Origin of the sequence: Streptomyces sp. A012304, from assembly GCF_026008495.1 — a bacterium.
Taxonomy (GTDB): Bacteria; Actinomycetota; Actinomycetes; order Streptomycetales; family Streptomycetaceae; genus Streptomyces.
In genome coordinates this window covers 37,507-51,030 of the sequence record NZ_BQUN01000128.1, presented here as the reverse complement: position 1 = coordinate 51,030, position 13,524 = coordinate 37,507, and the positions used below count along the sequence as shown (strand labels likewise).

Annotated in this window: 11 protein-coding genes; 8 read left to right on the top strand and 3 right to left on the bottom strand. The window is 71.6% G+C overall.

What is annotated here, in order from left to right:
- Positions 1-14: 14 nt before the first annotated feature.
- On the bottom strand, positions 15-1,217 hold the full coding sequence (locus tag ALMP_RS32735) for an acetyl-CoA C-acetyltransferase (RefSeq protein ID WP_264935056.1): 1,203 nt from the start codon (positions 1,215-1,217) through the stop codon (positions 15-17).
- A 150-nt stretch (positions 1,218-1,367) separates the two neighbouring features.
- Between ALMP_RS32735 and mce the strand changes: the two genes are divergently transcribed.
- The 7 genes from mce to ALMP_RS32700 all read left to right on the top strand — a co-directional run bounded on the left by mce (position 1,368) and on the right by ALMP_RS32700 (position 11,181).
- The gene (gene mce, locus ALMP_RS32730) at positions 1,368-1,808 is read left to right on the top strand and encodes a methylmalonyl-CoA epimerase (RefSeq protein WP_264935054.1); all 441 of its coding nucleotides are present in this window, start codon (positions 1,368-1,370) and stop codon (positions 1,806-1,808) included.
- A gap of 234 nt (positions 1,809-2,042) precedes the next feature.
- Positions 2,043-5,957: a polarized growth protein Scy gene (scy, locus tag ALMP_RS32725; protein ID WP_264935052.1), complete on the top strand. Its 3,915-nt coding sequence runs from the start codon at positions 2,043-2,045 to the stop codon at positions 5,955-5,957.
- Between the two features lie 183 nt (positions 5,958-6,140).
- The gene (locus ALMP_RS32720) at positions 6,141-7,076 is read left to right on the top strand and encodes a cellulose-binding protein (RefSeq protein WP_264935050.1); all 936 of its coding nucleotides are present in this window, start codon (positions 6,141-6,143) and stop codon (positions 7,074-7,076) included.
- 85 nt (positions 7,077-7,161) lie between these two features.
- Positions 7,162-8,112: an ABC transporter ATP-binding protein gene (locus tag ALMP_RS32715; RefSeq protein WP_264935048.1), complete on the top strand. Its 951-nt coding sequence runs from the start codon at positions 7,162-7,164 to the stop codon at positions 8,110-8,112.
- A 1-nt stretch (position 8,113) separates the two neighbouring features.
- A complete protein-coding gene (locus ALMP_RS32710; RefSeq protein WP_264935047.1) occupies positions 8,114-8,884 on the top strand; it encodes an ABC transporter permease in 771 nt (256 codons plus the stop codon).
- Between the two features lie 111 nt (positions 8,885-8,995).
- Positions 8,996-10,315, top strand: a complete 1,320-nt coding sequence (locus ALMP_RS32705) for an ABC transporter ATP-binding protein (RefSeq protein ID WP_264935046.1) — start codon at positions 8,996-8,998, stop codon at positions 10,313-10,315.
- Entirely contained in the window at positions 10,312-11,181 is an 870-nt protein-coding gene (locus ALMP_RS32700; protein ID WP_264935044.1) for an ABC transporter permease, read from the top strand. The genes ALMP_RS32705 and ALMP_RS32700 overlap by 4 nt, the downstream gene beginning before the upstream one ends.
- A gap of 26 nt (positions 11,182-11,207) precedes the next feature.
- Here the strand turns inward: ALMP_RS32700 and ALMP_RS32695 are convergent, their stop codons facing one another.
- The gene (locus tag ALMP_RS32695) at positions 11,208-11,540 is read right to left on the bottom strand and encodes an ATP/GTP-binding protein (RefSeq protein WP_264935043.1); all 333 of its coding nucleotides are present in this window, start codon (positions 11,538-11,540) and stop codon (positions 11,208-11,210) included.
- A gap of 224 nt (positions 11,541-11,764) precedes the next feature.
- Here ALMP_RS32695 and ALMP_RS32690 point away from each other — a divergent pair, with 224 nt between their 5' ends.
- Entirely contained in the window at positions 11,765-12,793 is a 1,029-nt protein-coding gene (locus tag ALMP_RS32690; RefSeq protein ID WP_264935041.1) for an LLM class flavin-dependent oxidoreductase, read from the top strand.
- An 85-nt stretch (positions 12,794-12,878) separates the two neighbouring features.
- Here the strand turns inward: ALMP_RS32690 and ALMP_RS32685 are convergent, their stop codons facing one another.
- Complete coding sequence (locus tag ALMP_RS32685; protein ID WP_264935039.1) at positions 12,879-13,271, bottom strand: SCO5389 family protein; 393 nt, start codon at positions 13,269-13,271, stop codon at positions 12,879-12,881.
- Positions 13,272-13,524 lie beyond the last annotated feature (253 nt).

Sequence of the window (13,524 nt, the reverse complement as noted above, 5' to 3'; positions counted from 1 at the left end):
CGGCTAAGAGGGACTCAGGCCTTCGGTACCCGGACGATCAGCGCGTCACCCTGACCGCCGCCACCGCACAGCGCGGCCGCGCCGACCCCGCCGCCGCGCCGCTTCAGCTCCAGCGCCAGGTGCAGCACGAGCCGGGCGCCGGACATGCCGATCGGGTGGCCCAGGGCGATGGCACCGCCGTTGACGTTCACCTTTTCCGTGGACACCCCGAGGTCCTTCATTGACTGGACCGCGACGGCGGCGAAGGCCTCGTTGATCTCGATGAGGTCGAGGTCGGAGACCTCCAGGCCCTCCTTCTTCAGGGCGTGCAGGATGGCGTTGGACGGCTGCGACTGGAGGCTGTTGTCCGGTCCGGCCACATTGCCGTGCGCGCCGATCTCCGCGATCCACTCCAGGCCCAGCTCCTGCGCCTTGGCCTTGCTCATCACGACGACGGCGGCGGCGCCGTCGGAGATCTGCGAGGCCGAGCCCGCGGTGATCGTGCCGTCCTTGGCGAAGGCCGGGCGCAGCTTGCCGAGCGACTCGGCGGTGGTCTCCGGGCGGATGCCCTCGTCCTTGCTGAAGACGACCGGCTCGCCCTTGCGCTGCGGGATCTCCACCGGGGTGATCTCGGCCTCGAACAGGCCGTTCTTCTGCGCGGCGGCGGCCCGCTGGTGGGACAGGGCGGCGATCTCGTCCTGCACCTCGCGCGCGATGCCGAGCCGGGTGTTGTGCTTCTCCGTGGACTCGCCCATGGCGACGCCCTCGAAGGAGTCGGTGAGACCGTCGTACGCCATCGCGTCGAGCATCTCGATCGCCCCGTACTTGAAGCCCTCGCGGGACTTCGGCAGCAGGTGGGGGGCGTTCGTCATGGACTCCTGGCCGCCGGCCACGACCACGTCGAACTCACCCGCGCGGATCAGCTGGTCGGCCAGCGCGATCGCGTCCAGGCCCGACAGGCACACCTTGTTGATGGTGAGCGCCGGGACGTTCATCGGGATGCCGGCCTTGACGGCGGCCTGACGGGCCGGGATCTGGCCCGCGCCGGCCTGGAGCACCTGGCCCATGATCACGTACTGCACCTGGTCGCCGCCGATCCCCGCACGGTCGAGGGCGGCCTTGATCGCGAAGCCGCCGAGGTCGGCTCCGGAGAAGGACTTCAGCGAGCCCAGCAGACGCCCCATGGGCGTGCGCGCGCCCGCGACGATCACCGAGGTCGTGCTGTTCGTTCCAGTCATGAGCTGCGATCCCCTTACCGGCCTGCACGGGCCGAGGAGTGAACGAGGGTTTACTTCGAATGTACTGAGCGGTACTCCGCCCCGTCACCTGGCTGTCGGTGTGATCGCTCGCACGTTGCGTAACCACCTCCGGAGCGCTGCACTGAATCCATGCTGACGCGAATCGACCACATCGGGATCGCCTGCCACGACCTCGACGCGACCGTCGAGTTCTACCGCTCCACGTACGGCTTCGAGGTGTTCCACTCCGAGGTCAACGAGGAACAGGGCGTGCGCGAGGCCATGCTCAAGATCAACGATACGTCCGACGGCGGCGCCTCGTACCTCCAGCTCCTGGAGCCGATCCGGGAGGACTCCACCGTCGCCAAGTGGCTGGCGAAGAACGGGGAGGGCGTGCACCACATCGCCTTCGGTACGGCGGACGTCGACGCGGACGCCGACGACATCCGCGGCAAGGGCGTACGCGTTCTGTACGAAGAGCCGCGACGCGGCTCCATGGGGTCACGGATCACGTTTCTGCACCCCAAGGATTGCCACGGAGTACTGACAGAACTGGTCACATCCGCGCCTGTTGAGTCACCTGAGCACTGACCCTCGTACATAGGGGCCGGTAGGGTTGGGGGCGGTCGCCGCTCAGCCAGGGCGACCGGTGTCCTGCCGCCCGTCGGCAGGACCCAGCCGGGGTCCGGGTTTCGGGGGACGAGCGTCGGGGCAGCAGCCCGTGCTCCGCCGTTGATCTGACACCATTCCCCGGGGGCCCCGTTCGGCGGATGGACGGAGCTCGTTTGGAGAAGCTTGCGACCAGGGGACGGATGGGACCGCGCAGTGCGGGGCTACGAGAGCCAGGAGCGGGAGCCGGCGGCTGACGTCGACCACCTCACTCGGTTCGAAGCCGAGATGAAGCGGCTGAAGACCGAGCGGGAAAAGGCGATCCAGCACGCCGAGGACCTCGGCTACCAGGTCGAGGTGCTGCGCGCCAAGTTGCACGAGGCGCGGCGCACCATCATGTCCCGGCCCGCGTTCGACGGCGGCGACATCGGCTACCAGGCCGAGCAGCTGCTGCGCAACGCGCAGATGCAGGCCGACCAGATCCGCGCCGACGCCGAGCGCGAGCTGAGCCAGGCGCGGGCGCAGACCCAGCGCATCCTCCAGGAGCACGCCGAGCAGGCCGCCCGCCTCCAGGCGGAGCTGCACCAGGAGGCGGTGGCCCGGCGTCAGCAGCTCGACCAGGAACTGGCCGAGCGCCGCCAGACCGTCGAGTCGCACGTCAACGAGAACGTGGCGTGGGCGGAGCAACTGCGCGCCCGCACCGAGGCCCAGGCGCGGCGGCTGCTCGACGAGTCCCGCGCCGAGGCCGAGCAGGCCCTGGCCGCCGCCCGTGCCGAGGCCGAGCGGCTGGCCGCACAGGCCCAGCAGCGGCTCCAGGGCGAGGCCGAGGCGGCCCGCGCGGAGGCCGAACAGCTGCTGCGCCGGGCCCGCGCGGACGCCGAGCGGCTGCTGAACGCCGCCTCCACGCAGGCCCAGGAGGCCACCGACCACGCCGAGGCGCTGCGCACCTCCACGGCCACCGAGTCCGACGCTGCCCGCCGCCAGGCGAGCGAGCTGAGCCGCGCCGCCGAACAGCGCATGGCCGAGGCCGACACCGCGCTGCGCGAGGCCCGCGCGCAGGCCGAGAAGCTCGTCGCCGAGGCCAAGACGGCCGCCGAGAAGGCGCTCGCGAGCGCCGAGTCCGCCAACGAGCAGCGCACCCGTACGGCGAAGGAACAGGTCGCCCGGCTGGTCAGCGAGGCCACCAAGGAGGCCGAGACCACCAAGGCGGACGCCGAGCAGCTCGTCGCCGACGCCCGCGCCGAGGCCGAGAAGATCGTCGCGGAGGCCGCCGAGAAGGCCCGTACGATCACCGCCGAGGAGAGCGCGACCCAGCTGTCGAAGGCGGCCAAGACCGCCGAGGACGTCCTCAACAAGGCGCAGGAGGACGCGCGGCGCACCACCAAGGCCGCCGCCGAGGAGGCCGAGCGCATCCGCCGGGAGGCCGAGGCCGAGGCGGACCGGCTGCGCGGCGAGGCGCACGACATCGCCGAGCAGCTCAAGGGCGCGGCGAAGGACGACACCAAGGAGTACCGCGCCAAGACGGTCGAGCTCCAGGAGGAGGCGCGCCGGCTGCGCGGCGAGGCCGAGCAGCTGCGCTCGGACGCGGTCGCCGAGGGCGAGAAGATCCGCGCGGAGGCCCGCAAGGAGGCCGTCCAGCAGATCGAGGAGGCGGCCAAGACCGCCGAGGAGCTGCTGTCCAAGGCGAAGGCCGACGCCGACGAGCTGCGCCAGAAGGCGACGGCGGACAGCGAGAAGGTCCGCACCGAGGCCATCGAGCGGGCCACCACGCTGCGCCGGCAGGCCGAGGAGACCCTGGAGCGCACCCGCCAGGAGGCCGAGCAGCAGCGCGACGAGGCGATCGGCCTCGCGGAGACCATCACCTCCAACGCCGAGCAGGCCGCGCGCGAGCTGCGCGAGGAGGCCGAGCGGGCCATCGAGGCCCGGCAGGCCGAGGCCGCCGAGGAGCTGACCCGGCTGCACTCGGAGGCGGAGTCGCGGCTCACCGCCGCCGAGCAGGCGCTGACCGACGCCCGGGAGGAGGCCGCGCGGATCCGCCGCGAGGCCGCCGAGGAGACCGAGCGGCTGCGCGCGGAGTCCGCCGAGCGGATCCGTTCGCTCCAGCAGCAGGCCGACGAGGAGGCGGACCGGCTGCGCACCGAGGCCGCCGCCGACGCGTCCGCCTCGCGCGCCGAGGGCGAGGCCGTCGCCGTACGGCTGCGGTCGGAGGCCGCCGCCGAGGCGGAGCGGCTGAAAACCGAGGCGCAGGACACCGCCGACCGGGTGCGGGCGGAGGCGCAGGCCGCCGCCGAGCGACTGGCCGCCGAGGCGTCCGAGACGCTCGCCGCCGCGCAGGAGGAGGCCGCCCGGCGCCGCCGCGAGGCCGAGGAGCTCCTCGGCGCGGCCCGCCAGGAGGCCGACCAGGAGCGGCAGCGGGCCCGCGAGCAGAGCGAGGAGCTGCTGGCGTCGGCGCGCAAGCGCGTGGAGGACGCGCAGGCCGAGGCCGTACGGCTGGTGGAGGAGGCCGACCGGCGCGCCACCGAGATGGTGTCGGCGGCCGAGCAGCACGCGCAGCAGGTGCGGGACTCCGTGGCCGGACTGCACGAGCAGGCGCAGGAGGAGATCACCGGCCTGCGCTCCGCCGCCGAGCACGCGGCGGACCGTACCCGGCGGGAGGCCGAGGAGGAGGCGGACCGGGTCCGCGCCGACGCCTACGCCGAGCGGGAGCGGGCCAGCGAGGACGCGAGCCGGGTCCGGCGCGAGGCGAACGAGGAGGCGGAGGCCGCCCGCGCGCTGGCCGAGCGGACCGTCGGCGACGCGATCGCGGAGGCGGAGCGGCTGCGCTCGGAGGCGTCCGCGTACTCCCAGCGGGTGCGCACGGAGGCCTCGGACACCCTGGCGGAGGCCGACCAGGCGGCGGCGCGCACCCGGGCCGACGCCCGGGAGGACGCCAACCGCATCCGTTCGGACGCGGCGACCCAGGCCGACACGCTCATCACCGAGGCGCGCGCCGAGGCGGAGCGCCTCCAGACGGAGACGGTCGCCGAGGCCGAGCGGCTGCGGACCGAGACGGCCGCCGAGGCGGAGCGGGTGCGCGTCGAGGCGCTGGAGGAGGCCGAGCGGCTGCGGACCGAGTCGGTCGCCAAGGCGGAGAAGCTGATCGGGGACGCCTCCGGCGACGCCGAGCGGCTGCGGGCCGAGGCCGCCGAGACGGTCGGTTCCGCGCAGCAGCACGCCGAGCGGATCCGTGCCGAGGCCGAACGGGTCAAGGCGGAGGCGGCGGCGGAGGCCGACCGGATGATGAGCGTCGCCCGCGACGAGGCCGACCGCACGCTGGACGAGGCCCGCAACGACGCCAACAAGCGGCGTTCGGAGGCCGCCGAGCAGGTCGACAAGCTCATCACGGAGACCACGGCCGAGGCCGACAAGCTGCTCACCGAGGCGCAGCAGCAGGCGCTGAAGACCACCGCGGAGGCGGAGGCGCAGGCCGACACGATGGTCGGCGCGGCCCGCAACGAGGCCGACCGGCTGGTCTCCGAGGCGACGGTCGAGGGCAACGCGCGGGTCGAGAAGGCCCGCACGGACGCGGACGAGCTGCTCGTCGGCGCCCGTCGGGACGCCACCGCCATAAGGGAGCGGGCGGAGGAGCTGCGCGACCGCATCACCACCGAGATCGAGGAGCTGCACGAGCGGGCCCGCCGCGAGGCCGCCGAGACGATGAAGTCGACCGGCGACCGCTGCGACGCTCTGATCAAGGCCGCCGAGGAACAGCTCGCCAAGGCTCAGGCCAAGGCCAAGGAGCTGGTGTCGGAGGCCAACTCGGAGGCGGGCAAGGTCCGCATCGCCGCGGTGAAGAAGGCCGAGGGGCTGCTCAAGGAGGCCGAGCTGAAGAAGTCCGCGCTGATCAAGGAGGCCGAGGAGCTGAAGGCCGAGGCGATCCGCGAGGCGCGGCGCACGGTCGAGGAGGGCAAGCGCGAGCTGGAGGTGCTGGTACGCCGGCGCGAGGACATCAACGCCGAGATCTCCCGGGTCCAGGACGTGCTGGAGGCGCTGGAGTCCTTCGAGGCGCCGTCGTCGAACAAGGACGGTGGCGTCAAGGCCGGCGCGACGGTCGGATCCCCTCGTTCGGGTGGCAAGTCGCCGGAGGGCTAGCGGAATGTGTGGATTCCGTTAAAGTGTTGGCCCTTTGACCAAGTTTTTGGCAAGGACTCGGCCGATCAGCCACCCAAAAGGGGTGTCATTCCTCAGATCAAACACGCATCCGCTCGATGACAGAGCGCTTCGGCCCCTAGGATTCCACCTATCACCTCACCGGTCTCATTCGACAGGAACCCCATGAGCGACACTTCCCCCTACGGCTTCGAGCTTGTGCGGCGTGGATACGACCGCGCTCAGGTGGACGAACGGATCTCCAAGCTCGTCTCCGACCGTGACAGCGCTCTCGCCCGCATCACCGCTCTGGAAAAGCGCATCGAGGAACTCCACCTCGAGACGCAGAACGCCCAGGCCCAGGTAAGCGACGCCGAGCCGTCGTACGCCGGTCTCGGCGCGCGTGTCGAGAAGATCCTCCGCCTCGCCGAGGAAGAGGCCAAGGATCTGCGCGAGGAGGCCCGCCGCGCGGCCGAGCAGCACCGCGAGCTCGCCGAGTCGGCCGCCCAGCAGGTCCGCAACGACGCAGAATCGTTCGCTGCGGAGCGCAAGGCCAAGGCCGAGGACGAGGGCGTCCGGATCGTCGAGAAGGCCAAGAGTGACGCCTCGCAGCTGCGCGCCGAGGCCCAGAAGGACGCGCAGTCCAAGCGCGAGGAGGCCGACGCCCTCTTCGAGGAGACCCGCGCCAAGGCCGCGCAGGCCGCCGCCGACTTCGAGACGAACCTCGCCAAGCGCCGCGAGCAGTCCGAGCGGGACCTGGCGTCCCGTCAGCAGAAGGCGGAGAAGCGCCTCGCGGAGATCGAGCACCGCGCGGAGCAGCTGCGCCTGGAGGCGGAGAAGCTGCGCACGGACGCCGAGCGCCGCGCCCGCCAGACCGTCGAGACGGCGCAGCGCCAGGCCGAGGACATCGTGGCCGACGCCAACGCCAAGGCCGACCGCATCCGTTCGGAATCGGAGCGCGAGCTGGCGGCTCTCACCAACCGCCGCGACTCGATCAACGCTCAGCTGACGAACGTCCGCGAGATGCTCGCCACCCTCACCGGTGCCGCGGTCGCCGCGGCCAGCACGCCGGCGGACGACGAGCCGATCTCCCGTGGGGTGCCGGCTCAGCAGACCCGGTAACGTCCGGTCGTACAAGGGCTGAAAAACTGTGGAGCCCTCCGTCACTGAGGTGGCGGAGGGCTTTTCCCCGTTCTAGCGTGGCCGCATGATTGAGCTCGAGGGGCTGACCAAGCGGTACGGCGAGAAGGTGGCGGTCAACAACCTCACCTTCACCGTCAGGCCGGGCATCGTCACTGGCTTCCTCGGTCCCAACGGTGCCGGCAAGTCCACCACCATGCGGATGATCCTCGGCCTGGACCGGCCCACCGCCGGCGACGTGCGGATCGACGGCAAGCACTACGACCAGCTGCGGGATCCGCTGACGTACATCGGCGCCCTGCTGGAGGCCAAGGGCGTGCACCCGGGGCGCAGTGCCCACAACCACCTGCTGTGTCTGGCGCAGAGCAACGGCATCCCCCGGCAGCGGGTGCGCGAGGTGCTGGACACGGTGGGGCTGACGGCCGTCGCGAAGAAGAAGGCCAAGGGGTTCTCGCTGGGCATGGGGCAGCGGCTGGGCATCGCCGCCGCGCTGCTGGGCGACCCTCGGATCCTGATGTTCGACGAGCCGGTCAACGGCCTCGACCCCGAGGGCATCCACTGGATCCGCAATCTGATGAAGTCGCTCGCGGCGCAGGGGCGCACGGTGTTCGTCTCGAGTCATCTGATGAGCGAGATGGCGCTGACCGCCGACCACCTCGTCGTCATCGGCCAGGGCCGGCTGCTCGCCGACACCTCCATGGCCGACTTCATCGCCCAGAACTCCCGGGCGTATGTGCGGGTGCGCACCCCGCAGCGGGAACGGCTGCTGGACGTGCTGCGCGGGGCGGGCATCACCGTCGTGGAGAACGGCAACGGCACGCTGGAGGTCGACGGGGGCAAGCCCGAGCGCATCGGGGAGCTGGCCGCTCAGCACCAGATCGTGCTGCATGAGCTGAGCCCGCAGCAGGCCTCGCTGGAGGAGGCGTTCATGCAGCTGACCGCGGAGTCGGTCGAGTACCACGCGCACACCGGGCCGGCGCCCGCCGCGCAGTGGGGCGAGGGCTGGAGGAGGGGCTGACATGGCGGCGACGCAGGTGATCCGGTCGGAGTGGACGAAGATCCGTTCCGTCGCGTCCACGGTCTGGACGCTCTCCCTCGCGGTGGTCGTCACCATCGCCCTCGGCATGCTGATCTCGGCGCTGTCGAGGAACGAGTTCGACAGCATGAGCCGTGACGACCGGCTCTCGTTCGACCCGACGTTCATCAGCTTCGCCGGGATGAGCCTCGGTCAGCTCGCGATGATCGTGTTCGGGGTGCTGGTGGTGTCCAACGAGTACAGCACCGGCATGATCCGCACCTCACTGGCCGCCGTGCCGCAGCGCGGGACCTTCCTGTTCAGCAAGATCGCGGTGGCCACCGCCCTCGCCCTCGTCGTGGGGCTCGCCACCAGCTTCGTGACGTTCTTCCTCGGGCAGGCGATGCTCGGCTCGCACCGGGCGGAGATCGGTGACCCGGGCGTGCTGCGGGCGGTCGTCGGCGGCGGTGTCTACATGACGCTGATCGCGGTGTTCTCCATGGGCGTGGCGGTGATGCTGCGCTCGCCGATGCTGTCGCTGGGCATCCTGATGCCGTTCTTCTTCCTGATCTCCAACATCCTCGGCAACGTCGACGCGACGAAGAAGGTCGGCCGCTACCTGCCCGACCAGGCCGGCAGCAAGATCATGCAGGTGGTCACGCCGGTCGACGACGACACCCCGTACGGGCCCTGGGGCGGCCTGGCGATCATGGCGGCGTGGGTGGTGGCGGCGCTCGTCGGCGGGTATGTCCTGCTGAAGAAACGCGACGCGTGACGCTCTGGTCTTTGCTTCGATTTCGGCGGAACCGTCAGCGCCTGGATATCCTCCTAACCCTTACGGGGGGCGTGCGCCCCGCTGTCCAGAACCTGTCGATGGGTGCGGAGCATGATCGAGGCAGTCGGCCTGACCAAGCGCTACGGCGACAAGACCGCTGTGTACAACCTTTCCTTCCAGGTGCGGCCGGGTGCCGTCACGGGCTTCCTCGGGCCGAACGGCTCGGGCAAGTCGACCACCATGCGGATGATCCTCGGCCTGGACAACCCGACCTCGGGGTCGGTGACGATCGGCGGCTACCCGTACCGCAAACTGCCGAACGCGCCCCGCCAGGTCGGTGCCCTGCTGGACGCCAAGGCCGTGCACGGCGGCCGGCACGCCCGCAACCACCTGCTGAGCCTCGCCCAGCTCTCCGGCATCCCGGCCCGCCGCGTGGACGAGGTGCTGGGCGTGGTCGGGCTCCAGGGCGTGGCGAAGAAGCGGTCCAAGGGCTTCTCCCTCGGTATGGGCCAGCGGCTCGGCATCGCCGCCGCGCTGCTCGGCGACCCCCAGGTGCTGCTGTTCGACGAGCCGGTCAACGGCCTCGACCCGGAGGGCATCCTCTGGGTGCGCAACCTGATGAAGTCGCTCGCGGCGGAGGGGCGCACCGTGTTCGTCTCCTCGCACCTGATGAGCGAGATGGCACTGACCGCCGACCATCTGATCGTCATCGGACGCGGGCAGCTCCTCGCCGACATGAGTGTGAAGGACTTCATTTCGGCCAATTCCGCGGACTTCGCGCGGGTGCGCACCCCGCACACCGAGCCGCAGCTGCGCGAGAAGCTGGCCTCCGCGCTCACCGAGGCGGGCGGGCATGTGCTGCCCGAGCAGGACGGCGCGCTGCGCGTCACGGGCCTCGCCCTGCCCCGGATCAGCGACATCGCCCATGAGGCCGACGTCCGGCTGTGGGAGCTGTCGCCGCACCAGGCCTCGCTGGAGGAGGCGTACATGCGGATGACGCAGGGGGCCGTCGACTACCGGTCGACCATCGACCAGAAGGCCGGGCTCCAGCAGGCGCCGCCGCCCGGCGCGCAGCCGCCGATGCCGGTACCGGGCCAGGGCCAGCCGGGCTGGTACGCCCCGCCGCCGCCCCAGCAGGGCTACGCGCCGCCGCAGCCGGCCGCCGCGGGCCCCTACGGCGCGCCGCCGGCCGCCCCGGCCGACGCCAACCCGTACGCGCAGTCCGCCCCGGCGCAGCCGACGGCCCAGCCCGCACCCACGCAGCCGACGGCCCAGCCCGCCGCCGCACCGGCCCCGGCGGCCGCCGTACCCGCGAGCCCGGCAGCGGCCGCCCCGGCCGTCGAGGCGCCCGCCGCGCCCGCCACCGAGGCCCCCGCCGCACCCTCCGCTCCCGCCGCCGACGCCCCGACCCAGACCGAGGACGCCCGATGAGCACCGCCCAGCCCCCGACCCCGCAGGCCGCGCCCGCCTGGCAGGCGGCGCCCGGGTCCGCGTACCCCGGCTACAACTCGCCGATCCCCGTCGTGCGCACGCACCTCGGACACGCCGTCGCCTCGGAGTGGACCAAGATTCGGTCGGTGCGCTCCACGATGTGGACGCTGGGCGTGTTCGTCCTGCTCGTGGTCGGCATCGGCCTGCTGACCGCCGTGGTGGTCTCCGAGAGCTCCAGCGACGACGGCCTGAGCGGTGAGAACCCGCTGTCGTTCGGCTTCTTCGGACTGCTCCTGGGCAGTATGTGCGTCATCACGCTCGGTGTGCTGACCACCGCCTCCGAGTACGGCACCGGCATGATCCGCACCACGATGACGGCCTGCCCCTCCCGCGGCCGGGTGCTCGCGGCCAAGGCGATCGTGTTCTTCCTCGTCGCCTTCGTGGTGACGCTGGTGTCGGCGGTCGTCGTCGCCATGCTGGACGTGGCCCTGCTGACCGGCGCGGCCGAGCCCAGCGGCGGCGAGTGGCTGAAGGGCACGGTCGGCGTGTCCCTCTACGTCGCGCTGCTCGGGTTGCTGTCGCTGGCCGTCGGCTCGATCATCCGGCACTCGGCGGGCGCCATCACCATCATGATCGGCCTGGTGCTGGCGCCGCTGGTGATCGCGCTGTTCATGTTCTCGGAGTCGCTGGAGGACCTGCGCCAGGCCCTGTTCGAGTACTCCATCCCGAACCAGCTCAGCGTCTTCTACTCCGCGTCCCTGACGGACAGCGGCCCCTCCGGCTGGGACCCGCTGTGGATCGCGCTCGGCGTGACGGCCGCCGCGTTCGCCGCCGCGTTCGCGCTGCTGGAGAAGCGCGACGTGTGAGTGGATGAGGAGGGCCGGAGGGTCCTTCAGAATCTCGGCGCGTTACGGGACCGCCGCACCCCCGGGGTGCGGCGGTCCCGCGCGTTCCAGCAGGCCTTGTGCCAGTGACGGCGGTCGTCGACACCCGCGTGCTCGGGCCAGGCCACGACGTGCGGGACGCCGTCGGGGATCATCTGGTCGCAGCCGGGGCAGCGGTAGCTCTTGCCCTGCGCGCTCGCGCCCGCCACATGCCGTACGCTCCACTCCTCACCCTGCCAGCGGGCGCTGGACTGCCAGCCGCCGTAACGGCTCGCGCGATCGTCCTCGGCGCTCCGGCCGGACGAGCCGTCACCCTTGGGTCGGTTGCGACGCGGGGACACGGGACACCTCACGGGGCTATACAGGGTGCAGGGTTCCTGTCCAGCCTACGCGGCGCGACCGGGGGTATCCGTAGGGCACCGACCGCCACAAGTGCCCCGTACGCGCATGGAGATTCTGCAGACAATCCGCAAATCTCCCCGCCAGGCCGTGTCCTCGGCACATGTCGGACAGTTATGCCGGGTGGGGGAGCTCCGCGTCGGAGCCGAGGAAGCAGGAAAGTCCCATGCGCGTTGGAAGTTTCGTGTTGGCGGCCCAGTTCCCGGGGCAGGGCCAGGGGGAGGCGCTGCACCGAGCGGTCCGCTCCGCCGAGGTCGCCGAGGAGGCGGGCCTGGACTCGGTCTGGCTGGCCGAGCACCACTTCGTGCCTTACGGCACCTGCCCGTCGGCGGTCACGCTCGCCGCCTTACTGCTGGGCCGCACCCGGCGCATCCGGGTCGGTACGGCGGTCAGTGTGCTGCCCACCTCGCACCCCGTCACCCTCGGCGAACAGGCCGCGCTGCTGCACCTGACGAGCGGCGGCCGTTTCTCGCTCGGCGTGGGACGCGGCGGGCCGTGGGTCGACCTGGAGGTGTTCGGCTCGGGCCTGGAGGCGTACGAGAAGGGGTTCCCCGAATCACTCGATCTGCTGGTGCGCTGGCTGCGCGAACCGTCGGTGGGCGCGGACGGCGAGCGCTACCGCTTCCGTGAAGTCCCCGTCGTACCGCGCCCGTCGGAGGAGCTGACGGAGACCGAGGGGCCGGAGGTGGTCGTCGCCTGCACCTCGCCGGCGAGCGTCCGGCTGGCGGCCGAGCGGGGGCTCGCGATGCTACTGGGGATGCACATCGGGGACGAGGAGAAGGCCGAGATGGTCGGCCTGTGGCGGCAGCACGCGCGGGCGGCCGGGCGGTCCGAGGACGAGATCCGGGCGGCGGGGCATGTCTCGGCGGGTGTCTGCCAGATCGCGGACCGGCGCGCCGACGCCGCGGAGACGCTGCTGAAGGCGATGCCGGGCTGGCTGAAGCAGGGGCTTGACGCACATGTGACGGTGGACGGCCGGGTCCGCTCCATGCGGGACCCGGTGGCGTACACCGAACTGCTCTGCGGGCTGCACCCGGTGGGCACCCCGCGGCTGTGCGTCGACCGGCTGGCGGCGACCAGCGAGCGGACCGGCATCGCGCGGTTCGCTCTCCTGGTGGAGGGCTCGGGCGACCTGGCGGCCACGGAGGAGAACGTCCGGCGGCTGGGCGCGGAGGTCCTCCCCCACCTCCCGTGAAGGGCCCAGCCGGCCGGGGAGCTTGCCGCTCCGTAGTCCTGTGTCAACTCCCGCGCCGGGAGCGGCAAGCGACAGCCTCACTGCCTCAGCAGTCCCGGAATTCCGGGGACTGGTTCAGTACCTGACTGCGGACCGAGGTGAAACGGGCCAGCGTTGCGTCGACCGAGGTGTCCAACGGGAACACGGCCACCCGATGGCAGTTCTGGAACGCCAGCCGCACTCCGAAATGCCGTTGCAGGGCGCCGCGTATCGCGTCACTCGCCAGCGCTCGCAGCAGCTGCCCGCGTGCCTGCTCGTCCGGCGGGGGCGTCTGGTTGTCGGCGAACTGGCCGCCGTCCACCTTCAGCTGGGCCACCAGGGAGCTGATCATCTCCCATGCGTAGGGCAGGGAGGTCCGGACGCAGTCGACGAATTCTGCTTCGTCGACCTCGCCTCGCTCGGCCTGTTCGAGTAGGGCCGGTGAGACGTCGAGCGACATGGGTACTCCTCTCGCACCCCCGAAAGCGCAGGGGTTGCCGGACATGGATGGGGAGTTCGCCCAGCACGAACACCGAGCACGCTGAGTACACGGATCGCGACCTCCCGTTCTCTACGGTAGGCAACAGACCGTGACCGCACCAGGAGAATGGCCACATAGCGCAGGACGGTTGGGGGCACAATCGGCCAGTGTCGAACGCATGTTTTCCCGATCAAAAGGTGCGGCCCACGGGGCCTCGCCGGAGGGTGGCGGC